The organism is Actinoplanes subtropicus, assembly GCF_000721705.1.
In the GTDB taxonomy this organism is placed as follows: domain Bacteria; phylum Actinomycetota; class Actinomycetes; order Mycobacteriales; family Micromonosporaceae; genus Actinoplanes; species Actinoplanes subtropicus.
Genome location: NZ_JOJL01000006.1, coordinates 108,839 through 128,855, shown reverse-complemented (window position 1 = coordinate 128,855; position 20,017 = coordinate 108,839). Strand labels below are relative to the sequence as shown.

Annotated in this window: 18 protein-coding genes, 10 tRNA genes and 2 pseudogenes; 22 read left to right on the top strand and 8 right to left on the bottom strand. The window is 71.7% G+C overall.

Going from position 1 to position 20,017, the window contains the following annotated elements:
• Positions 1–14: 14 nt before the first annotated feature.
• Genes IH26_RS0110165 through IH26_RS0110155 form a run of 3 tightly spaced genes read left to right on the top strand, consistent with a single transcriptional unit; the run spans position 15 to position 3,753 of the window.
• Positions 15–950, top strand: coding sequence for a carbohydrate ABC transporter permease (locus IH26_RS0110165; RefSeq protein ID WP_211268619.1), 936 nt, complete (start codon positions 15–17; stop codon positions 948–950).
• A complete protein-coding gene (locus IH26_RS0110160) occupies positions 950–1,801 on the top strand; it encodes a carbohydrate ABC transporter permease (protein ID WP_030435883.1) in 852 nt (283 codons plus the stop codon). Before IH26_RS0110165 ends, IH26_RS0110160 begins: the two co-directional genes overlap by 1 nt.
• Positions 1,802–1,827: 26 nt before the next feature.
• A complete protein-coding gene (locus IH26_RS0110155) occupies positions 1,828–3,753 on the top strand; it encodes a glycoside hydrolase family 127 protein (RefSeq protein ID WP_034214495.1) in 1,926 nt (641 codons plus the stop codon).
• Here the strand turns inward: IH26_RS0110155 and IH26_RS55735 are convergent.
• The 3 genes from IH26_RS55735 to IH26_RS0110140 are packed head-to-tail and all read right to left on the bottom strand — an operon-like array spanning position 3,728 to position 6,514.
• Complete coding sequence (locus tag IH26_RS55735) at positions 3,728–4,819, bottom strand: sensor histidine kinase (protein WP_051807888.1); 1,092 nt, start codon at positions 4,817–4,819, stop codon at positions 3,728–3,730. The genes IH26_RS0110155 and IH26_RS55735 overlap by 26 nt on opposite strands.
• 6 nt (positions 4,820–4,825) lie before the next feature.
• The gene (locus IH26_RS0110145) at positions 4,826–5,974 is read right to left on the bottom strand and encodes a sensor histidine kinase (RefSeq protein WP_030435880.1); all 1,149 of its coding nucleotides are present in this window, start codon (positions 5,972–5,974) and stop codon (positions 4,826–4,828) included.
• Positions 5,975–5,986: 12 nt separating this feature from the next.
• Positions 5,987–6,514: a hypothetical protein gene (locus IH26_RS0110140; RefSeq protein ID WP_030435879.1), complete on the bottom strand. Its 528-nt coding sequence runs from the start codon at positions 6,512–6,514 to the stop codon at positions 5,987–5,989.
• A gap of 145 nt (positions 6,515–6,659) precedes the next feature.
• Between IH26_RS0110140 and IH26_RS53400 the strand changes: the two are divergent.
• Positions 6,660–7,317 (top strand): annotated as a pseudogene (locus IH26_RS53400) (response regulator).
• Here IH26_RS53400 and IH26_RS0110130 read toward each other — a convergent pair.
• Entirely contained in the window at positions 7,301–8,185 is an 885-nt protein-coding gene (locus tag IH26_RS0110130; RefSeq protein WP_030435878.1) for an NADP-dependent oxidoreductase, read from the bottom strand. The pseudogene IH26_RS53400 and the gene IH26_RS0110130 sit on opposite strands and share 17 nt — an antisense overlap.
• 96 nt (positions 8,186–8,281) lie before the next feature.
• Here IH26_RS0110130 and IH26_RS0110125 point away from each other — a divergent pair, with 96 nt between their 5' ends.
• A complete protein-coding gene (locus IH26_RS0110125; RefSeq protein WP_030435877.1) occupies positions 8,282–8,791 on the top strand; it encodes a MarR family winged helix-turn-helix transcriptional regulator in 510 nt (169 codons plus the stop codon).
• Here IH26_RS0110125 and IH26_RS0110120 read toward each other — a convergent pair.
• On the bottom strand, positions 8,788–9,963 hold the full coding sequence (locus tag IH26_RS0110120) for a glycoside hydrolase family 27 protein (RefSeq protein ID WP_084598778.1): 1,176 nt from the start codon (positions 9,961–9,963) through the stop codon (positions 8,788–8,790). The two genes, IH26_RS0110125 and IH26_RS0110120, sit on opposite strands and share 4 nt — an antisense overlap.
• An 87-nt stretch (positions 9,964–10,050) precedes the next feature.
• Between IH26_RS0110120 and IH26_RS53395 the strand changes: the two genes are divergently transcribed.
• From IH26_RS53395 to IH26_RS0110065, 12 genes are all read left to right on the top strand, one after another.
• Positions 10,051–11,415: a S1C family serine protease gene (locus tag IH26_RS53395; protein WP_084598765.1), complete on the top strand. Its 1,365-nt coding sequence runs from the start codon at positions 10,051–10,053 to the stop codon at positions 11,413–11,415.
• A gap of 145 nt (positions 11,416–11,560) precedes the next feature.
• The gene (locus IH26_RS0110105; RefSeq protein WP_030435874.1) at positions 11,561–12,682 is read left to right on the top strand and encodes an alpha/beta hydrolase; all 1,122 of its coding nucleotides are present in this window, start codon (positions 11,561–11,563) and stop codon (positions 12,680–12,682) included.
• Between the two features lie 276 nt (positions 12,683–12,958).
• Positions 12,959–13,032 (top strand) — tRNA-Glu (locus IH26_RS0110100).
• An 11-nt stretch (positions 13,033–13,043) separates the two neighbouring features.
• Positions 13,044–13,116 (top strand) — tRNA-Gly (locus IH26_RS0110095).
• Between the two features lie 11 nt (positions 13,117–13,127).
• Positions 13,128–13,200: transfer RNA gene (locus IH26_RS0110090), tRNA-Gly, on the top strand.
• 129 nt (positions 13,201–13,329) lie between these two features.
• Positions 13,330–13,402, top strand: a tRNA-Gln gene (locus IH26_RS59670).
• Positions 13,403–13,408: 6 nt separating this feature from the next.
• A tRNA-Ser gene (locus tag IH26_RS0110085) sits at positions 13,409–13,501 on the top strand.
• A 2-nt stretch (positions 13,502–13,503) separates the two neighbouring features.
• A tRNA-Ile gene (locus IH26_RS0110080) sits at positions 13,504–13,577 on the top strand.
• A 4-nt stretch (positions 13,578–13,581) separates the two neighbouring features.
• Positions 13,582–13,656 (top strand) — tRNA-Pro (locus tag IH26_RS0110075).
• 4 nt (positions 13,657–13,660) lie between these two features.
• A tRNA-Ser gene (locus IH26_RS59665) sits at positions 13,661–13,745 on the top strand.
• A gap of 121 nt (positions 13,746–13,866) precedes the next feature.
• A tRNA-Arg gene (locus IH26_RS0110070) sits at positions 13,867–13,939 on the top strand.
• A gap of 5 nt (positions 13,940–13,944) precedes the next feature.
• Positions 13,945–14,018: transfer RNA gene (locus IH26_RS0110065), tRNA-Cys, on the top strand.
• A 58-nt stretch (positions 14,019–14,076) separates the two neighbouring features.
• Here IH26_RS0110065 and IH26_RS0110060 read toward each other — a convergent pair.
• Both IH26_RS0110060 and IH26_RS0110055 read right to left on the bottom strand, forming a co-directional pair.
• On the bottom strand, positions 14,077–15,036 hold the full coding sequence (locus IH26_RS0110060) for an alpha/beta fold hydrolase (protein WP_030435873.1): 960 nt from the start codon (positions 15,034–15,036) through the stop codon (positions 14,077–14,079).
• Positions 15,033–15,449 carry a hypothetical protein gene (locus IH26_RS0110055; protein ID WP_051807884.1) on the bottom strand — a complete coding sequence of 139 codons (417 nt, stop codon included), beginning with the start codon at positions 15,447–15,449 and terminating at the stop codon, positions 15,033–15,035. The genes IH26_RS0110060 and IH26_RS0110055 overlap by 4 nt, the downstream gene beginning before the upstream one ends.
• 64 nt (positions 15,450–15,513) lie before the next feature.
• Here IH26_RS0110055 and IH26_RS0110050 point away from each other — a divergent pair, with 64 nt between their 5' ends.
• Positions 15,514–16,092: a TetR/AcrR family transcriptional regulator gene (locus IH26_RS0110050; RefSeq protein ID WP_034214491.1), complete on the top strand. Its 579-nt coding sequence runs from the start codon at positions 15,514–15,516 to the stop codon at positions 16,090–16,092.
• Positions 16,093–16,098: 6 nt separating this feature from the next.
• On the opposite strand, the gene IH26_RS0110045 is transcribed toward IH26_RS0110050, so the two are convergent.
• Positions 16,099–17,130 (bottom strand): phosphatidylinositol-specific phospholipase C domain-containing protein, encoded by a 1,032-nt coding sequence (locus IH26_RS0110045; RefSeq protein ID WP_245665083.1) that lies wholly within the window; start codon positions 17,128–17,130, stop codon positions 16,099–16,101.
• A 279-nt stretch (positions 17,131–17,409) separates the two neighbouring features.
• Here IH26_RS0110045 and IH26_RS0110040 point away from each other — a divergent pair, with 279 nt between their 5' ends.
• The 4 genes and pseudogenes from IH26_RS0110040 to IH26_RS0110020 all read left to right on the top strand — a co-directional run bounded on the left by IH26_RS0110040 (position 17,410) and on the right by IH26_RS0110020 (position 19,998).
• Entirely contained in the window at positions 17,410–18,180 is a 771-nt protein-coding gene (locus IH26_RS0110040; protein WP_030435870.1) for a GNAT family N-acetyltransferase, read from the top strand.
• 25 nt (positions 18,181–18,205) lie between these two features.
• Positions 18,206–18,430 (top strand): translation initiation factor IF-1, encoded by a 225-nt coding sequence (infA, locus tag IH26_RS0110035; RefSeq protein WP_030435869.1) that lies wholly within the window; start codon positions 18,206–18,208, stop codon positions 18,428–18,430.
• Between the two features lie 916 nt (positions 18,431–19,346).
• Positions 19,347–19,487, top strand: a pseudogene (locus tag IH26_RS59660) (IS256 family transposase); the annotation flags it as partial.
• A gap of 154 nt (positions 19,488–19,641) precedes the next feature.
• Positions 19,642–19,998, top strand: a complete 357-nt coding sequence (locus IH26_RS0110020; RefSeq protein ID WP_084598764.1) for an ester cyclase — start codon at positions 19,642–19,644, stop codon at positions 19,996–19,998.
• The last annotated feature ends 19 nt before the right edge of the window (positions 19,999–20,017 follow it).

Here is a 20,017-nt window from a genome sequence, read left to right as displayed (position 1 = left end):
AAGATGTCGTGTCGTTGACGACGACTCGGGCGGGAGCCGAGGCCCCCGCGACCGGTGCCACCGCGCGCCGGTCGCGGGGGTCCGCGGCCCGCCGCCCGTTCACCGGTCTGCTGTTCGTCACCCCCACCGCGGTGATCGTGGCGGGGCTGTTCCTGGTACCGCTGGCGATCCTCGTCTCCATGTCCTTCATGGACTGGCCGCTGCTCGGCACGCCGCAGTTCGACGGGCTCGACAACTACCGGCACCTCGCGCACGACAACCAGTTCATCGGCGCGATCACGTTCACCCTGCTGTACACCGCGATCACCACGGTGGTGCTGTTCGCGGTCGCGTTCGTGCTGGTGGCCGTCTCGAACAGCCCGCGCCGCGGCGCCCGCTTCTACCGTACGGCGTTCTTCCTGCCGTACGTCGTCGGCACCGCCGCCGCCTCCACGATGTGGTGGGTCGACTCCAGCGACCGGCTGGGCATCTTCAACCAGGCGCTGCAGGCCGTCCACCTCACCGACAAGCCGGTCGGCTTCCTGGACACGCCCGGCAAGGCACTGTTCTCGGTCATCACGCTCGTGACGTGGAAGTTCGTCGGCTTCCAGATGGTGGTGCTGCTGGTCGGCGTGCAGTCCATCCCGGGCGAGCTGTACGAGGCGGCGCGGGTGGACGGCGCCTCGACCATGCAGCGGCTGCGGTACATCACGCTGCCCGGCATCAAGCCCACGCTCGCGCTGCTGACCGTGCTGTCGGTGACCGGGTCGCTGCTCGCCTTCGACCAGTTCTACGTGCTCACCCACGGCGGGCCGGACAACAGCACGATGACGGTCGTGCTCGCCCTCTACAACAAGGCCTTCCAGTCGTACCGGCTGGGCGACGCCGCCGCCGAGGCGGTCGTCCTGCTGGTGGCCCTGATCCTGCTGAACTTCGTGCAGCTGCGCCTGCTGCGCACCAAGGAGGACTGATGACCACCGAGGCGGCCCGGCGGTTGACCCGGAGCACGCTGTTCCACCTGGTCAGCATGGCGCTCGCGATCGCCTTCCTGTTCCCGCTGCTGTGGGCGCTGCTCAACTCGTTCAAGTCGAAGTCCGAGGCCAACCAGCAGCCGCCGACGTGGTTCCCGCACAGCCTGTCCATCGCCAACTACCGCAGCCTGGCCGGCTTCGACCAGGGCATCGGGACGTACCTGACGAACAGCGTGCTGCTCGCCGTGCTGACCGTCATCGGCTCGGTGGTGGTGTGCGTGCTGGGCGGTTACGGCTTCGCGCGGTTCGCCTTCCGCGGGCGCACCCTGCTCTTCGCCGCGACGCTGGGCATTCTCATGGTGCCGTACGCGACGATCCTGCTCCCGCTCTACATCGTGCTCGGCCACCTGGGCCTGCAGAACAGCCTGATCGGGCTCGCGCTGGTGCTCGTGATGTTCCAGCTCCCGTTCGGCATCTACCTGATGCGCAACAGCTTCGAGTCGGTGCCCCGGGAGCTGGAGGAGGCCGCGCTGGTGGACGGCGCGTCCAGCTTCGGCGCGATGCGGCACGTCTCGCTGCGCATCGTGCTGCCCGGCGTGGTCACCGTCGCGCTGTTCTCGTTCCTGACGTCCTGGAACGAGTACCTCGCGCCGCTGATCTTCCTCAACGACGGTTCCAAATACACCCTGCCCGTGATGCTGGTCAACATCCGGTACGCCTCGTACAACATCATCGATTTCGGGGCGCTGCAGGCGGGCGTGGTCGTGGCGATGATGCCCTGCCTGCTGGTGTACCTGCTGCTGCAGCGCTTCTACGTCAGCGGCCTGGTCACCGGCGCGCTGCGCGGCTGATCCGCCCATCCATAAGGAGAACCGTCGTGACTTCTGTGCTCGGACCCGTCTCCCCACGGTCCGCCGACCGCCTCGCCGTGCGCCCGCTGGGCCTGCGTGACGCGGCGCTCACCGGCGGCTTCTGGGGCCGGTGGCAGCAGGCCAACCGGGAGGTCACCACGCGGCACGCGCTGGGCTGGCTGGAGCGCGACGGCTCCGTGGACAACCTGCGCCTGCTCGGCGGCCCGCATCGCGGCCTGTGGTTCAGCGACTCGGATGTCTACAAGGTGCTGGAGGCCATCTCCTGGGACATCGGCCGCCAGCCGACGGCCGAGTTCGACGAGGCGGTGAGCGGGCTGGCCGGCGTGCTGCGGGCGGCCCAGGAGGCGGACGGCTACCTCAACTCCAACGTCCAGGCCGGCCACGAGGCGCAGTGGAACAACCTGATCACCAGCCACGAGCTGTACTGCATCGGGCACCTCATCCAGGCCGGCGTGGCACACCGCCGGGCGGCCGGCGGCGACGAGCTGTTCGACATCGCCCGCCGCGCCGCCGACTGCGTCGCGCGCGAGTTCGGTGAGCGGCGGCGCAAGGACACCGACGGGCACCCCGAGATCGAGATGGCGCTCGTCGAGCTGTACCGGGAGACCGGCGACCAGACGTACCTGGACCTGGCGCGCCAGCTTCTCGACGTGCGCGGGCACGGCGTGCTGGACGCGCAGGGCCACTTCGACTCGACCTACTTCCAGGACGCCGTGCCGGTCCGCGAGCAGTCCACCGTGGCCGGTCACGCGGTCCGCGCGCTGTACCTGGTCTGCGGCGTGGTCGACGTCTACCTGGAGACCGGCGAGCGGGCGCTGCTGGACAGCGCGCTGCGGCAGTGGGAGTCGATGACCGCGACGAAGACGTACCTCACCGGCGCGGTCGGCTCCCGCTTCGACGGCGAGGCGTTCGGCGAGGAGTACGAGCTGCCGCCGGATCTCGCGTACGGCGAGACCTGCGCGACGATCGCGAACATCATGCTGTGCTGGCGGCTGCTGCTGGCCACCGGCGAGGGCCGGTTCGCCGACGCCATCGAGCGGGCGCTGTACAACCTGCTCGCCGCCTCCACCTCGGTCGAGCGCACCGGGTTCTTCTACAACAACCCGGTGCAGCGGCGGGTCGCCCGGCCGGCCGCCTCCACCCGGACCCGCCCGGCCCGCGCCGAGGCGCCCGGCACCCGGCCGCCGTGGTTCGCCTGCGCCTGCTGCCCGCCGAACATCATGCGGACGGTCGCCTCGCTCGGCGGATACCTCGCCACGTACTCGGATTCCGGCGTTCAGCTCCACCAGTACGTGCCGGCGACCATCCGGACCGGCACGGCCACCCTCGCCGTGGCCACCGAGTACCCGCGGGACGGCGCCATCGAGGTGACCGTTCTGGAGAGCGCCGATGAGCCGTGGACGCTCGCGTTGCGGGTGCCCGCCTGGTGCCGGGGCGCCACCGTGGCGGTCAACGACACGCCCGTGCCGGCGGCCGCGGGCGCGACCGGCTACCTTTCGCTCGAGCGGCAGTGGCGGACCGGGGATCGGGTGGCGCTGACCCTGCCGATGCCGGTACGGCTGACCGTCGCGCACCCGTCGGCCGACGCGCTGCGCGGAGCGGTGGCGATCGAGCGCGGCCCGGTCGTCTACTGCCTGGAAAGCGTCGACCAGCCCGACGGCGTCGACGTCAACCGCGTGGAGTTGTGCGTCGACGAACCGCTGCACGAGGAGGTCCGGGAGGGCCTCCTGGGCGAGGATGCGATTCTGGTGACCGCGTCCGGGCTGGCCCGCGACGACTCGGGCTGGGCGGGCGCCGGCTGGGCGGCCCTGTCGGAACGCCCGCCCGAGGACGGCCGCAGCGTCACCCTCACGGCGATCCCGTACCACCTGTGGGCGAACCGCGGCCCGTCGGTCATGCGGGTCTTCATCCCCGCCCGGCGCGCCCGATGACCGCGCCGACCGCCCAGCCGCCGGCCTCGGTCGGGCCGGCGGTCAGCTGACCGCCCTCCTGCTGGATCCGCTCGCGCAGACCGGTCAGGCCTCGCCCGGTCCCGGGGAGGGCGGGACGGTCGGTGCGGGCGGGCTCGTTCTCCACCCGTACGCGCAAAAGGCGATCGGAACCGCTCACCGCGACCCGGACCGCCGCGCCGGGCGCGTAGCGCAACGCGTTCGTCAGGCTCTCCTGCACGACCCGGAACGCCAGGTGGGCGAGGGGCGCCGGGACGCCGTCCCGAGTGCCCTCGAAGCGGCACGAGACGTCCAGCCCGCTGCGGGCCGCCCGGGTCACCACCTCGTCGATCAGCGCGAGGTCGGGGCTGTCCACCGAGGTGCCGCCGAGCAGGTCGACCAGGCGCCGCAGGTCGTCGCGCCCCTGCCGGGCCGACTCGGCGATCCAGGCGAACGCTTGCTTGGCGGCGGCCGGATCGCGGTCGGCCAGCCGCTGCCCGGCCGCCGCCTGGATGATCATCACGCTGATCGCGTGGCCGATGATGTCGTGCAGTTCGGCGGCGATCCGGGCCCGCTCGTGCCGCAGCGCGAGGTCGGCGAAGAGCTCCCGCTCCTCCTCCAGCTCGCGGCCGCGGTCGGCCAGCTGCTCGGCCGCCTCCCGGCGCAGCCGCAGCACGGTGGCGGCGAGGAACCCGGGCACACCGAAGATGATCAGCGGGACCGGGTTGGTCTCGCCGCCCACCAGGTGCAGCACCGCGAACAGCGCGATCAGGTAGCCCGCCAGGAAGAGCCCCGCCCAGCGGCTGTGGAAGCCGAGCGCCGCCACGGTGGAGAGCAGCGCCATGATCACGAAGGCGAGGTCGGGGAACCAGCCGTGCCCGGCGAGCGCGGCCCCGGCCAGCCACAACGCCCCGCCGGCCAGCGCGACCGCCCGCGGATGCGTGCGCCACCACAGCAGGCACAGGCCGCTGGCCACCACGCAGGCGGTCAGCGCCGAGAAGAGCGTGCCGTGCCACGCGGCCGGCAGCACGGCCACCAGCAGCACCAACGGGAGCACCAGCCAGCGCACCGCGCGTCACCCCAGCACGGAAAGCTGCGTCACCACGCGCGCCGAGCCCCGGGAGAGTTTCAGGTCGACCGAACCGGCGTGCAGCTTCGCGCGCTCGCGCACCCGGGCGACGGCCGCGCGCAGGTCGGCGCCGCGGCCGACCGAGCCCTGTACCTGAATCTCCAGGGCCTCCTCCGCGAACCGCATCGACACCTGCACCGGCCGGTCGTCGAGCGCGGCGACCAGATACTCCACGATCCGGTACGCGGAGAGCTCGATCGTGGCCGGAAGCGATCGGGGATCGCCGCTCACGGTCAGTTTCGACTGCGGCGATCGGTGCCGGGCCAGCAACGCGTCCAGGTGCGCGACCGTCGGCGCCGGGGCGAGCGCCACCTCGCCGCCGCGCAGCAGGCCGACGATCTCCCGCATGTCGTCCATCGTCCGCCGGCTGCCGGATTCGATCGTTTCGAACAGCTCCCGGGTCTCGGCCGGCGACAGCCCGTCCGCCGACTCGGCCGCCCGGGTGAGCTCCGCCAGCCGCTCCTGCAGCAACCCGTCGAGCTCCCGGGACAGCCGCGCCCGATCGTCCGCGACCATCAGCGCCGCGCGGTCGTCGCGCAGCTGCCGCAACTCCGCGTCCCGCTCCTTGAGCTGCCGGTTCAGCACGGCCCGATGGCGCGCGGCCCGCCCGACGCCGAACACGATCAGCGCCACCGGCAGGGCCAGCACGAGCGCGCCGGGCCCGGCCGAGGCGTCCACCGCCAGCACGGCGCCCACCACCAGAACGCTCAAGAAACAACAAACCCATGCTTGCGTACGCCGATGGCCGAGCGCTCCGAGGAATCCGAGCACGAACGCCAGCGGCAGCCCGGCCCCGCACCGGGTGACCCACCCGAACAGCAGGTCGTGGACCACCAGGACGCCGAGCGCGACGCCGGTGACCGCCAGCGCGCTCCGCCGCCACCACAGCACCGGAACGGTCGCCGCCGCGAACACCGGCACCATCCACGGCGAGTGGCTCTCCAGCGCGTGCTCCATCCCGCCGGTGGCGACCTGCCGGGCCACCTCGGCGTCCGTGGCGACGATGTTCTCCAGCATCAGCACGGCGCCCAGCAGGGTGAGGGCCCCCGCGAGCAGCCAGTCGAGGGGCTTCACGCCGCGAAGGACCTCACCCATGGTCGCGCTCCTTCAGACTGTGGCGCGCTCGGCCGCTGGTACGGCGACCTGCCGCTTGCTGACCCGATTCTGAACCAGCAGACCCGCGCCGTAGAAGAGGGCGACACCGGGCAGGGCGATCGGAAGCGCTCCGGCGAGGTCGGCCGAGCTGTCCCGGAACAGGGTCACGACCAGCAGGGCGACGATCGCTGCCAGGCCGAGGACGTGGTCGCGGCGGGTGCGCGCGAACCGGGCCACCGCGTACCCGAGAGCGAACGCGAGCGGCAGCACCACGCCGCACCGGGTGAGCCAGTCGAACGCCACCACGTGCACGGCGGCCGCCGCGGCGGTCACCCCGGCGACCAGCGCCACGTTGCCGCGACGCCACAGGATCGGCACCGTGACCAGCAGGAACGCCGGGATGATGAGCCACGACGTGGTGGACGGCTGGTGGATCAGCGACGGGTCGTCGCCGGCCGTCATGTTCTCCACCATCAGCAGCACACCGCCGGCGGTCATCAGGGCGGCGAGGACGTAGTCGAGTGGCCGGATCTTGTTCATTTTCTCCCCCTCTTTCTTTCTTGCGTGCCATCGACGCTAGAGATCAGGGGTCGTAGCCCTCGTCTTCCGCGAGGACGATTGTCGGTCGCCCGCATCCTCCTCAGGGATGACCCGGCGGCGTCGCGGGGGACGGGAGAATCGCTGCATGATCCGGGTTCTCATCGCCGACGATCAGACCCTCGTGCGTACCGGCTTCCGGGTGATCCTGGAGGCCGAGGGCGACATCGAGGTGGTCGCCGAGGCGGACACCGGCGCCGAGGCGATCCGCCAGGCCCGGCTGGCCGCGCCGGATGTGATCCTGATGGACATCCGGATGCCCGAGGTGGACGGCCTGGTCGCCACCGAGGAGATCCTCCGGCAGCCGGATCCGCCCACGATCGTCGTGCTGACCACCTTCGACCAGAACGAGTACGTGTACCGCGCCCTGCACGCCGGGGCGGCCGGTTTCCTGCTCAAGGACGCCCCGTCCAGCCGCCTGATCGCGGCGGTCCGGGCGGCGACGACCGGCGACTCGCTGATCGAGCCGTCGATCACCCGCCGGCTGGTCGAGCGGTTCGCCGTGCCCGCCCCGGCGCCCGGCCCGCCGCCGGAGCTGGCCGCGCTGACCGAACGCGAGCGGGATGTGCTGCGCCTGATCGCGCGCGGCCTCTCCAAACGCCGAGATCGCCGCCGAACTGGTGGTCGCCGAGACGACCGTGAAGACGCATGTCGCCCGCATCCTCACCAAGCTGGGCCTCCGGGACCGGGTGCAGGCGGTGGTGCTCGCCTACCGGACCGGCTTCGCGACTAATCCCGAACGGTGACGACCACCTTGCCGCGGAGCGCGCCCTGCTCGCCGAGCGCGTGCACCTCGGGCAGGTCGGCCAGCCGATAGCGGGCGCTGATGTCCAGCTTCAGCGTGCCCGCCTCGACCCGCCGGGCGAGTTCGGCCAGCTGGGCGGCGTCGCTGCGTACGCCCATCGGAATGGTTCGAATGCCGTCGGCCTCGACCGGACCGACCGCGGAGACCAGCACCCCGCCCGGCCTGATCTGTTCGACGATCGCGCTCGCGTCGCCGCGGGCCAGGTGCACCACCACGTCGACCGGCCGGTCCGTGCGCACCGGCCCGGCCGTGTAGTCGATGACCTCGGCGGCGCCCTGTGCCCGGACCGCCTCCCGGCTGCGGGCGCTCGCCGTGGCGATCACATACGCTCCGGCTTGCGCGGCCAGCTGGATCGCGAACCCGCCGACCGCCCCACCGCCGCCGTTGATCAGCACCCGCTGCCCGGGCTCGAGCTTGGCGTGCTCGAACAGCGCCTGCCACGCGGTGAGCGCGCTGGACGGCAACGCCGCCGCGTCCGCCAGCGGCACGTTCGCCGGGGCCGGGGCCAGCAGCCCCCGGTCGACCGCCACGTATTCGGCGCTCGCGCCGTCGGCCAGCATCGGCAGGAACGCGATCACCCGCTCGCCGCTGCCGTCGACCGTGCCGGCCAGGTCGATGCCCGGGGTGTGCGGCAGGGTCACCGGCATCGCCTGCCGCATGTACCCGGCCCGGATCGCGGCGTCGATCGGGTTGAACGTGGTGCCGGCGACCCGGACCAGCACCTGGCCGTCGCCGGGGACGGGCCGGTCGGCGTCCTCGTAGCGCAGGACGTCCTGCCCGCCGTACTCGTGGAACCGCACTGCCTTCATGACCGACCTCCTGTAGGCTTGCTTCGAACTCGAAGCACGTGGTTGAAGGTAGAACTGCTTCGAACTCGAAGCAATAGTCGAGCCCGAGGAAGTTGCGTGACCGACCCCACACCCCCCGCCCCCACACCGCTGGCGCCCGCCCAGTTGGCCGCCTATTTCGCGCTGACCGAGGTGAGCAGCCTCCTGCAGCACGCGGTCGAGCAGCAGCTCAAGACCGACGGCGGCCTCACCACCCCGCAGTTCCAGATCCTCGCCCGGCTCAACTCGGCGGGCGGCCGGCTGCGGATGACCGACCTCGCCGACGGGCTGGTCTACAGCCGCAGCGGGCTCACCTACCAGGCCGCCCAGCTGGAAAAACGGGGCCTGGTCACGCGTACGCCCGGCGCCGACGACGAACGCAGCGTCGAGGTCACGCTCACCCCGGCCGGCCGCGAGGTGCTCGGCGACGTCTTCGGCGGCCACATCGAGGTCGTCCAGCGCCTGATGATGACCGGCCTCGCCGACGACGACATCGCCGCGCTGAACGACGTGCTCGGCCGCCTGCGCGATCACATGCGATCGGCCCCGCCGCGCTCGGCGGCGCCCCGGGCGGCCAGGCGGCGCTAGGGCCGTACCCGGAAGAGCATCGCGCCATGAGCGGGCACGTTCGCTCGGATCTCGCCATTTGCGGTCGCGACCGCCCCGGTCCAGACGTCGGTCGCGGTGTGGCCGGGGGAAGGGGTCGTGATCGTGGCCGCCGTATCGGTCTCGTTGAACAGGACGACCGCGGTGTCGCCGTCGGCCAGCGGGCGGGACAGCACATCGAGACCGTTTGTGGCCGAGACCAGCCGGGCCGGTCGGCCGAGCGGGTCCTGATCGATCGCGATCACGCCGGGGTTGGTGAGTGCCGCGATCGTTTCCGATCGCGCGTGCACGAGATCGGTGCCGATCACCAGGGGAGCGGCCAGCGCCGCCCACAGCGTCAGCTCGGTGCGATCTTCGAGGGCCGTCATGCCGTTGCCGACCTCGAGCATGTCCGGGTCGTTCCAGCCACCCGGACCCGCGTATCCGCCCAGCCCGACGGTCTGATGAAAGATCGAAACCAGGCTTGCGTACGTCGCCGTGATGTCCCCGGTGGTGCGCCAGAGGTTGCCGTAGCCGGCCGCCCACCGCGCCACGTCGCCCGTGCCCCAGGAGCAGATGCTGAACACGATCGGGCGGCCGCTCGCCAGCAGCGCGTCCCGCATCCGGGCGTACCGGTCGCGGGCCGGCACCTCGGCGCCGTCCGGGCACGAGTGGTCGGCGCAGCCCGGTCCGGCATAGCAGTTGTCGTACTTCAGGTAGTCCACGCCCCAGGCCGCGAAGAGCGCCGCGTCGTCCCGCTCGTGCCCGAGACTGCCCGGCAGCCCGCCGCAGGTGTGCACCCCGGCGTCCTCGTAGATGCCCAGCTTCAGCCCGCGGGCATGCACGTAGGCGGCCAGCGCCGCGATCCCGTGCGGGAAACGGGCCGGGTCCGGCCGCAGTTTCCCGTGCGCGTCGCGGGTCGCCGCCATCCACCCGTCGTCGATGGTCACGTACCGATACCCGGCGTCCCGCAGGCCCGACGCGACCATCGTGTCGGCCGTCTCCCGTACCAGCTCCTCGGTGACGTCCAGCCCGTACGCGTTGTAGTCGTTCCAGCCCATCGGCGGCGTCCCGGCCAGCCCGTTGTAGCCGCGGGCCAGCGGCGCCGCCCCCGAGTGCTCACCGACGAGAACGCCGAGCAGGAGGGCGAGCACGACGGCGAGGCGGACGACCATGGTCAGCAAGTGTGCCAATCGATTCTGTGCGGCTACTGTCCAGCGGTCTCTCAGCCCACTCCTAGAAAACCGCAGTACAACGAAGAAGTGACCATTCCCGATCAGTACACCTACACGCCCGGCCCGGGTGGGTGGCCACCTCCGGGTCAGTGGCAGCCGTACCAGGATCCTTACCAGCAGCAGTATCAGGATCCGTACCAGCAGCCGGCCCCCCGCCCCCGGAAGCGGACCGGTCGCGTGGTCGCCGCGGTCGGCGGCGGCGTCGCCCTGCTCGCGCTCGTCGGCGCGGGTGGGTTCGCCGCGGGCTGGTCGCTGCGGCCGGTCGCGTCGTCCTCGGCGTCGTCCGACAGCGGTTACAACTCCCCCTACCTCCCCTACAACCCCGGCAGCGGCAGCGGCAGCGGCAACGGCAACGGTGCCCAGTCCGGCGGCGGCACCGGCGCCCAGCAGGGCAACGGGCAGGACCAGGGCAACGGCGGCTCGACCGGCTCGACCGGCGCCACCGACGCCCAGGTCGCCGCGGTCGCGAAGAAGGTCGACCCCGCCCTGGTCGACATCGACACCGTGCTCGGCGCCCAGAACGGCGAGGCCGCCGGCACCGGCATCGTGATCGCCTCGGACGGCGTCGTGCTGACCAACAACCATGTGGTCGCGGGCGCCACCAGCATCACCGTCACCGACATCGGCAACTCGAAGCAGTACCGCGCGGCCGTGGTCGGTTACGACCGGTCCGGCGACATCGCGGTGCTGCGCCTCTCCGGCGCCTCCGGCCTGGCCACCGCCACGCTGTCGGCGACGACCGTCAAGGCCGGCGACCCGGTGGTGGCGATCGGCAACGCGGGCGGCACCGGCGGCACCCCGAGCGCGGTCGGCGGCTCGGTCACCGCGCTGAACCAGTCGATCACCGCCTCGGACGAGGGCACCGGCTCGTCCGAGAAGCTCACCGGGCTCATCGAGGTGAACGCCGACATCCGCGCCGGCGACTCGGGCGGCCCGCTGCTGACCACCTCCGGCGAGGTGATCGGCGTGGACACCGCCGCGTCGGCGGGCTTCCAGTACCAGTCGGCCGGCGGCGACGGCTTCGCCATCCCGATCGCCACCGCCACGACGATCGCCGACCAGATCCGCGCCGGGCAGTCGTCCAGCACGATCCACATCGGCGCCACCGCCTACCTCGGCATCGGGGCGAGCGCCAGCAACGGCCAGGGCTTCACGAACGAGTCCGGCGCGGCCGTGCTGGGCGTGGTCCAGGGCACGCCGGCCGAGGCCGCGGGCCTGGCCCGGGGCGACGTGATCACCTCGGTGGCCGGTGTCAAGATCACCTCCGCCACCGACCTGACCGCCGAACTCGACCGGCACCACCCCGGCGACAAGGTGAAGCTGGTCTGGACCGACGTGTCCGGCCAGTCGCACTCCGCCTCGGTGAAACTGGCGACCGGCCCGGTGGGCTGACCGCTCCCGTCCCTCTTCGTGGTCGCCGCGGCGATCGCTCTGGCCGGCAGCCAGGCGGTCGCCGCGCTCGTTCCCGGACCGGACCGCTCCGCTCTTCAGGAATCGGACCTTACCGATGTGGTGGCCGCCGGTTAGCGTCGTGAGCATGCCGATCGGATACGCCATCCCCGTCGCGCTCATCGCGTTCTGCACCGCGGTGGCCGTGATCGGGCCGCGACCGCCGCACACCCGCCCGTCGTACTGGGGCTACTGGGTGACGTTCCAGATCAACGAGCAGCCCTTCCTGCCGCTGTACGTGCTGGTCGCGATCAGCGCGCTCGCGCTGGCCCAGGGCGATGTGGACTCGCTCGGCGGCGGGATCGTCTTCGCCGTGGCGCTGCTGACCGCGGCCGGCCTCTTCGCATTGGTGCGGCGGGCGCTGGCCACCGGGCCGGCCCTCCGGCGGGCCCTGGCCGAGGGCGGAATCGAGCTCACCTTGGCGCGGCGGCCGTGGGCGCACATCCTGCTGGCGCCGTTCACCGTGCGGCGGCGGGACGTGGCGCTGGTGCGCAACCTCTCGTACGGCGACGCCGGCCGGGCGAACCTGCTGGACGTCTACCACCGCCACGACCGGCCGCCCGGCGCGCCGGTCCTGGTGTTCTTCCACGGCGGCGGGTTCCGCCTGGGCAGCAAGAACCGGGAGGCCCGCGCGCTGCTCAACCACCTCGCCGCGCAGGGCTGGGTGTGCGTCAACGCCAACTACCGCCTCGCCCCGGCCGCGCACTATCCGGAGCATCACATCGACGGCAAGAAGGTGATCGCGTGGGTGCGCGCGCACGCGGCGGAGTACGGCGGCGATCCCCGTACGATCGTGGTCTCCGGAACCTCGGCCGGCGCGCACATGGCCTCGATGATCGCGCTCACCCCGAACGACCCGGCTTTCCAGCCCGGCTTCGAGGAGGCGGACACGTCGGTCGCCGCGGTGGTCGCCTTCTCCGGCTACTACGGACGCCTCGACGGGCCGGGCTCGTCGCCGCTCGACCGGCTCGGCGACGCGCCGCCCTTCCTCGTCGTGCACGGCGCCAACGACAGCCTGTCGCTGGTCGAGGACACCCGCGACTTCGTCAGCCGCCTCCGGGAAAAAAGCAAAAGCCCGATCGTGTACGCCGAACTACCCGGCGGCCAGCACGCCTTCGATCTGTTCTTCTACCTGCGCTACAGCTACGTGATCGAGGCGGTGGCCGCCTTCGGGGCCGGGATCGCCCGGCGCGCCTCGGCCGTCGATTAATGCGTTGCCGGGCGGCGCGGGCCGCCCTACCGTAGAGATCACCACCGACGACCACGGTCAGGAGCAGAGCGATGGAACGGCAGACCTCGATCACCCAGCAGCGGCCCGAGCCGCGCGGTGGGCGGGTCGTGGGCTGTTCCGGTCCGATCAGCTCCTACTACCGGGAACGGTGGCGTCGCTAGCAGTGCTAGCCAGGCTTACGCCGCCGCCCCCGTTCGGGACGGCGGCTTTCTTGTTTTCGACGTTCTTTGACAACTCCACAGCGGATGGCAGAAGCGCCCGTGAGGCTGAGGCAGGTAGACCACCGGACTCTCACTCCGGAAGACCGGGTTCAACCCCCGGACGGGCGACGCGACATCGTGCGGTCCTGGTGAACTCGGCGGACATGCCGGTCTTCCAAACCGGAGAAGCGGGTTCGATGCCCGCGGGCCGCTCGCGGCAACACGCGGTTGTAGCTCAGTTGGTAGAGCGCCACCTCGCCATGGTGGAGGTCACCGGTTCGAACCCGGTCAGCCGCTCGACTTCCGGTCCGCCGCACGGCGGGCCGTCACCCGGCGCCCGGGTGACCGGACCCCTGGTCCGAGGCGCGAACAGCGCTTGTCCCGGCGCCGAGGCCGGCCGGCGGGCCATCACCCCGCCGGCCGCGATGGGAGCTGATGTAACCAGGCAGCATGACCGGCTCTGGACCGGTCCGTGGAGGTTCGAATCCTCCGCTCCCAGCAGCGTGGAGAGCTGGCCGAGTCAGGACGAAGGCGACGGACCGCTAATCCGTAGCAGGGGAAACCTTTGCCGGGGGTTCAAATCCCTCGCTCTCCGCCAATGTCGCCGTAGCTCAGCGGGTGAGAGCGCCGCCCTGATAAGGCGGAGGCCGGTGGTTCGAACCCACCCGGCGACACGTACGGGTTGTGGCGCAGCTTGGTCAGCGCGCTCGCTTCGGGAGCGAGAGGCCGCCGGTTCGAATCCGGCCAACCCGACTCCGGAGACGCCAGCCGATTGGCGCCGGCCGCGGTCCCGAAAACCGTTGGGGGTAACACCCGTGGGAGTTCGACTCTCCCCGTCTCCGCCCTGATAGATGACACAAACTCGCGCGTCGTGGACGGCGGCACGTCCAGCGGTCCGTAACACCGTCGCCCTCGTGGCAGACCTGGGTCGGCACCAGGGACGCGCACCATCTTGCCCATCTTGCCCCCGTAGCTCAGCGGAGAGAGCGTGGCGTTCCGAGCGCCGAGGCCGCTGGTTCGAGTCCAGCCGGGGGCACGCACGGCCGTATGCCCGAGTCTGGTTCAGGGGACCGCCTGCAAAGCGGTGCACGCCGGTTCGAATCCGGCTACGGTCTCGCCCGCCATCCGCTGTGGAGTCCTCCCACCCGTACGCCATCGGTGGTTGGGGTAGTCCTACGCCCTGCTCTCGGGAGTCAGCTCGGCAAGGAACGGGCGCACGGCCGCCAGCCACGCCTCGGGCACCTCGGCGTGCGGCTCGTGCCCGCACCAGAACCGGGCCAGGCGCGCCCCGGGCAGGAGCCGGGCCGCCCGCCGCCCGTCGCTGAGCAGGGGCAGGACCGGGTCGCCGCGGCCCCAGGTGAGCAGCACCGGCATCGGCAGCCCGGCGACCCGGTCGCGCAGGTCGTGCTCTGGGTCGAGGAACGAGCGCCAGACCGCGCAGGCGACGGCTCGCCGCTGGGGGTCGCGGCCGGTGGCGTACGCCCGGCGCAGCGCCGCCCGCGCGACCGGGGTGCGGCGCCAGGTGTAGAGCGACGCCAGCGGGCCGAGCAGCCAGCGGGCCGTGGCCGGGTAGCCCATCAGCCGGCAGAGCGCGCGGGAGAGCGGGTTGAGCCGGGTGAAGCCGCCGGGCGAGATCAGCACGAGGCCGGCGACCCGGGCCGGCTCGCGCAGTGCCTGCACGAGGGCCGCGTACCCGCCGACGCTGTTGCCGACCAGCACCATCGGCCCGAGTTCGTCGGCGCGCAGTTCGGTGAGCACCTCGCCGAGCACCTGGGCGAACCTGGCGGCGCCGGCCGGCCCCGCGGGGGCTGCCGGGCCCGCCGCGCCGGCCGAGCCCGCAGCGACGACCGGGCCCGCCGCGCCGGCCGGGCCTGCAGCGACGACCGGACCAGCGGCGCCGGCCGGGCCCGCACCGACGACCGGACCCGCGGGGGCGGGCGAGTCGCCGTAGCCGGGCCAGTCCGGGCGGATCACCGTGCGCCCGGTGTCGGCGAGCGCGGCCACGACGGCGTCGAAGTCGCGGGCGTCGCCCGGATTGGCGTGCAGCAACACGATCGCCGGGCCGGCGCCCCGCACGTGGCACGCGACCGGGCCGACCGAGGTCGGCACCAGCCGGGTGTGCTCGTTGGTCATCGGCTCATTCTCGCGGCGGCGGCGCGCAGGACGCGGGGGACCAGCCACCGGTGCACGGCGGACAGCGGCGGCCAGATCAGCGGGGCGGGCGCTCGGTCGTAGCGCAGCCGGGTGGTCAGCGAGGCCTCGCCGCCGCTCGCCCGTACCACCAGGTTGGCCGTCATCATCCGGGACGCGGTCTCCAGCCGGATCCAGTCGTCGCCGCGGCCGCCGACCCGCCAGCCGGCCACGGTCTCGGGCGAGCGGCCGCGGCTGAGCCGCAGGCCGAGGAGGACGCGCCAGATGAACAGCTCGCCGAGGCTGGGCTCGTTGCCGAACATCGCGCGGGCCCACTGCTCGGCCGTCCCCGGCGCGTCGGTCCGGATGCCGAAGTGGTCGGTGTAGTCGACGGTGGATGTGGACAGCTCGGTCATCGTCCGCTCTCCGTTCGCCTGTACGGCTCCGTATATACGGTACCGTACAGGGAGGAGGTGCGAGGTGCCACAGAGCGGATTCCCGTTGCGTACGCCGCGGGAGGCTTGGATCGAGCAAGGGTTACGGGCGCTGGCGGCGGGCGGTCCCGATGCCGTACGCGTGGAAGCCCTGGCCAAACAGCTGGGCGTGACCAAGGGCGGCTTCTACGGCTCGTTCGCGGACCGCGACGCGCTGCTGGCCGCCATGCTCGACACCTGGGAACGGGAGAGCACCGACGAGGTGCTCGACCGGATCGAGCGCGAGGGCGGCGACCCGGCGGCCAAGGCCACCCGAGCCGGTCTGCTCACCTTCTCCAGCGACCGGTTGCTCCCGATCGACCTCGCGATCCGCGACTGGGCCCGCCGCGACGAGGCGGTCGCCGAGCGTCTACGCCGGGTCGACAACCGGCGGATGGCCCTCCTGCGGGAGATGATCGGCACGTTCTGCGCCGACCCGGTCGAGGTCGAGGCCCGCAGCGTCCTCGCCTTCTGCCTGGTGATCGGCTCGCATTTCCTGGCGGCCGATCACGGCGACCAGGTCCGCGCACAGGTCCTGAAACGGGCCGGCGAGCTGATCCTGTCCCCGCGCGCCGGCCCGTCCTAGGTGTTCTCAGCCGCGGTCGACGACCTCGGCGTCGACCGACGGCATCGAGGCCCAGTCGGAGGAGGCGATGCTGGCGTGCTTGCCGGCGACCAGCGCCACCCGGGCCTGGGCGGCCGCGACGTCCCCGGCGGTGACCGCCGGCGAGATGCTCTGCACGTCGGTCATCACCAGCAGGTAGTGGTTGGTGTCGTACCAGGAGGTGTCGATCCCGCCGGTGACGTACGCGCTGGCGTCGCCGTCGAACGCCACGAACCACGGGCGCAGCGTGGTGTCGCTGTAGCGGGTGCGCGGGTCGCCGCTCGCCGCGTTGTGCACGGCCGGGAAGATCTGCGCCTTCGCGAGCGTACCGGCGGCGGCCAGGCCCTTGAGGTACTGGGCGTACTCCTTGTCGGTCCAGAGCGTGTCGGTCGGGTTGCCCTCCTCGACCGTGCCCGGGATGGCCTCGATGATCACCTTGCCGGCCAGCTGCGCGCGGGTCGGCCAGGCGTTCGCCTTGGCGGCGGCGTCCAGCGAGGCGTAGCTGCCGAGCAGGTCGGCCGGCTTGAAGACGGCCGAACCGAGGTGCGCGGCGATGGCGGCGTCGAGCTGCGCCGGCCCCTGGTTCGTACGGCTGCTGAAGCCGGTCTTCATCTCGAGCTTGACGATCAGCGGCCCGCTGTCCGGATGCGCGCCCAGCCACAGCCGGATGTCGTCCAGGCAGTACTCGAGATTCTTGTTCGCGCCCCCGGAGTAGAGCTGCGACGCGCTCGTGGCGGCCACGCAGTTGTTCGCGTTGCCGAGCGGGTTCGAGTGGCTCACCTTCCACTCGCGAGTGATGATGTCCGGCCAGACATCGAGTTCGATCAGCCCCGGGTGCAGGTCGAGAGCCTGCGCCAGGTAGCCGAAGGTGGCCGGGTCGTAGGTGTTGTGGATGCCGACCGTGGTCGTCTGCGAGACCTTCGTCGACCCGTCCGCGGCGGCCGCCGGACCGGTCGCCGCGAACGTCACCGCCATCGTCGAGAGCACCGCCACCGCGCCGCTGATCAGGGATTTGCGCACAGGAACCTCCCGCTGGGCCGATCCCACGCCGGCCCGGACAGGAGGATACAAATCGAAGAACATGAACGCGTACGGAACGCGCCGTGACCCGCCGATAATGGTTGGACGGTGCGGCGGTCGAGCTGGTAACTTTCGTCGCGCCGTGACACTGCTCGAGGAGGTGAGACCCGTGAACGTTTGTTTCGACGTGGGTGCTCCCCTCGCCGTCACGGACCGGCCGCTGACGTAGGTGCCGCCGGGAGCGCCCGTCCCCAAGGCGATCCCGAAAGGCACCAACCTATGAACCCAGTTGATTCACGCGCGGCCGTGCTGATCTCGCACGTCGCGTCCGGCCGGTGGCACGCGCTGGAGGACGACCTCGTGGTCGGCCGCGGCGAAACCGCACAACGTCCCGACGGGCGGCTGTTCGTCAGCATCGACGCCTGGCACGACGCCGCCTTCGACCGGCTGGCCGAGGCCATGCTGGCGGCGCTGCCGAGGCCGCTGCACACGATGGCCGCCGAGGCCGACCTCGACCTGACCACCCGCTGGCAGCGGGCCGGCTTCACCACCCGGCGCCGGGAGTGGGACTACGCCGTGCCCACCGACCCGCGCGCCACCGGGCTGGGCCCGGCCCTTCCCCCGCCCGGCGTCACGATCAAGGCCTTCGGCAGCGCGGAGGAGGCCCCGTTACGCGCCCTGGACCGGGCGATCCGTGCCGAGGTGGCGGCCGGCCCCGGCTGGCCGGACATGCCGGCCGAAGTCCTGGTCCGCCCACAACTGGACCCGTCGAAATACGCCGTGGCGGCCGCCGGCGACCAATACGTGGGCCTGCTGCGGCTCGCGATGGTGACCCGCCTTCCCCGGATCGGCTTGATCGCCGTCCGCGCCGACCATCAACGGCGCGGAATCGCCCGGGCGCTCCTTGGCCACGCCCTGAGCGCGCTGCACCACGTGGGCAAGGAAGCGGCCTCGGCCGAGGTGACCGAATCCAATGCGGCCGCTACCGCGCTGTTCGAGGGCATCGGCGCCCGGCGCGCCGGCAGCAACCTCGAACTGGTGCTCCGCTGACCCCGAGCCGAAGGAGGCGCAGATCATGGCAAGAAAGTCGGACGGCATCGAGCTCGAGGGCACCGTCCTCGAGTGCTTGCGCAACGCCACCTTCCGGGTGGAATTCCAGAACGGCCACCAGGCGCTGGCCCACATCAGCGGAAAAATCCGCAAGAACTACATCAAGATCCTTCCGTACGATCGGGTGCTCGTCGAACTGAGCCCCTACGACCTGACCCGCGGCCGGATCGTCTTCCGGTACCGCGGCTAACCCGCAGCCGGCGGTGCGGGCAGGCGACCTCCGGGTCCGCTGCCCGTGCCACGGGGTTGGCTGCCCGCGCGATCGGGTTGGCTGCCCGTGCGATCGGCTCGGCTGACAGCGCGATCGGGTTGGCTGCCCGCTCCATCGGGTCGGCCGCCCGCATCGCCGGGTCGGCCCGCAGCCGTTCCACGGCGGTCCCGACAAGGCGGACGGAAAGCAACGGCTCGGGCCGCCGAGGTCGGCCGAGCGGGTTTGTTTGTCTGGCGACGGTGGTAGAGGCTCCCGTCCACTGCGCCAGGCCCGCACGCGGTAAGCGCCGGGGCCGCCCGGCAGCGCGACCCGTTCAACAGCGCCTGGCTCCAGCGGAACCGGGCCGGACGAGATGTTCTCGAGGATCAACAGTCCCTGCGGGAATTCAACGGTCAGCGTCGGCAGCCCCACCCAACTACCGCGGAGAACGTCGTCCGGCGGCCCGTCCCAGAGCTCGATCGCCACGCTGATCGCCGCGCTGTCCTGTCCGGCCTTGATCGCCACCCGCCACCGGCTGCCGCCGACGATCGCCGTGACGGCGTCTTCCAGCGCAAGCGACAAATCCGGCTCGTCCGCCCCGGACATCACGGGATCCACGACGATGAGCTGTCCGTAAAGCGGCAGGACCTGTCCTCGGTAGGTGCCGACGAACGCCATGGCGACCTTCCGCTTCTCGGACATCTGCACGAACCGGCGAGCCGGCCACGCTCGCCAACCACGCTGTTCAGCCGCCTTGTTCCTTGCCGCGGCCCGCTCGGCAGGAACAACAAGGCTGTCCATTGCCGTGGAATCCAATTTCAGGTCTTCGACGACAGGCACGAACATCTGCATCCTTGCTGAAACGGCCGCCTTCTTGTCAATGCCGGACACGAGTCCTCGCTCACCCAGCGCCGACCGGGTCGATGGCCGAAAGGAACTGGTAGCCCTCGCCGAGGGCTACCGCGAGTCCACCCAGTCGTGGGCCGACCTGCTCCGCGACGGCAAACGCGGCGGGATGCGTGCGCCGGTCCTCGCGGCCGGTGACGGGGCGGTCGGTCAACGCACCCCATCTGTCGCCCTGGTCCGAGCCGGCGCCCGCTTCGAACACGGCAAACTCGTCGAGCGTCCGCCCAGCCTCGCCGCGCTTGACGGCAACGCGGCATGATCAATCCAGTCAATGCCATCAGCATCGGATACGGGGGGCAACGTCGATGATCAACAGACCGGCCAGCACGAGCGTCATGCGCTACTTCGACATGTGGAACACCGGCGACACCGCGATCGCCGACCAGATTCTGCACCCCGACTGGGTGGACCACGCCCACCCCGAGGTCACCGGACCGGCCGCGGTCAAGCAGGCCGTGCAGGCTGTCCGAGCCGCACGTCCGGACCTGCGTTTCACCGTCCACACCGTCCTCGGCGACGACGACCTCGTCGCCGTCGTGGGCTCCGTCGGCCAGCCTCGACAGAGCACCGACTCACCCGGCCGCCTCATCTGGCTGGTCCGCCTCGTCGACGGGCTCATGGCCGAGATGTGGACCTACCAACAAAACCAGTCATCCAGCTGAAGACGCCTGTACCGGCCAC

Bases quoted from the DNA above. Each gene is read 5' to 3' on its own strand.
- IH26_RS0110160 (WP_030435883.1), top strand. From the start codon at position 950: ATGACCACCGAGGCGGCCCGGCGGTTGACCCGGAGCACGCTGTTCCAC.
- IH26_RS0110145 (WP_030435880.1), bottom strand. From the start codon at position 5,974: ATGGGTGAGGTCCTTCGCGGCGTGAAGCCCCTCGACTGGCTGCTCGCG.
- IH26_RS0110140 (WP_030435879.1), bottom strand. From the start codon at position 6,514: ATGAACAAGATCCGGCCACTCGACTACGTCCTCGCCGCCCTGATGACC.
- IH26_RS0110130 (WP_030435878.1), bottom strand. From the start codon at position 8,185: ATGAAGGCAGTGCGGTTCCACGAGTACGGCGGGCAGGACGTCCTGCGC.
- IH26_RS0110120 (WP_084598778.1), bottom strand. From the start codon at position 9,963: ATGGTCGTCCGCCTCGCCGTCGTGCTCGCCCTCCTGCTCGGCGTTCTC.
- IH26_RS0110105 (WP_030435874.1), top strand. From the start codon at position 11,561: ATGCCGATCGGATACGCCATCCCCGTCGCGCTCATCGCGTTCTGCACC.
- IH26_RS0110060 (WP_030435873.1), bottom strand. From the start codon at position 15,036: ATGACCAACGAGCACACCCGGCTGGTGCCGACCTCGGTCGGCCCGGTC.
- IH26_RS0110055 (WP_051807884.1), bottom strand. From the start codon at position 15,449: ATGACCGAGCTGTCCACATCCACCGTCGACTACACCGACCACTTCGGC.
- IH26_RS0110040 (WP_030435870.1), top strand. From the start codon at position 17,410: ATGAACCCAGTTGATTCACGCGCGGCCGTGCTGATCTCGCACGTCGCG.
- infA (WP_030435869.1), top strand. From the start codon at position 18,206: ATGGCAAGAAAGTCGGACGGCATCGAGCTCGAGGGCACCGTCCTCGAG.
- IH26_RS0110020 (WP_084598764.1), top strand. From the start codon at position 19,642: ATGATCAACAGACCGGCCAGCACGAGCGTCATGCGCTACTTCGACATG.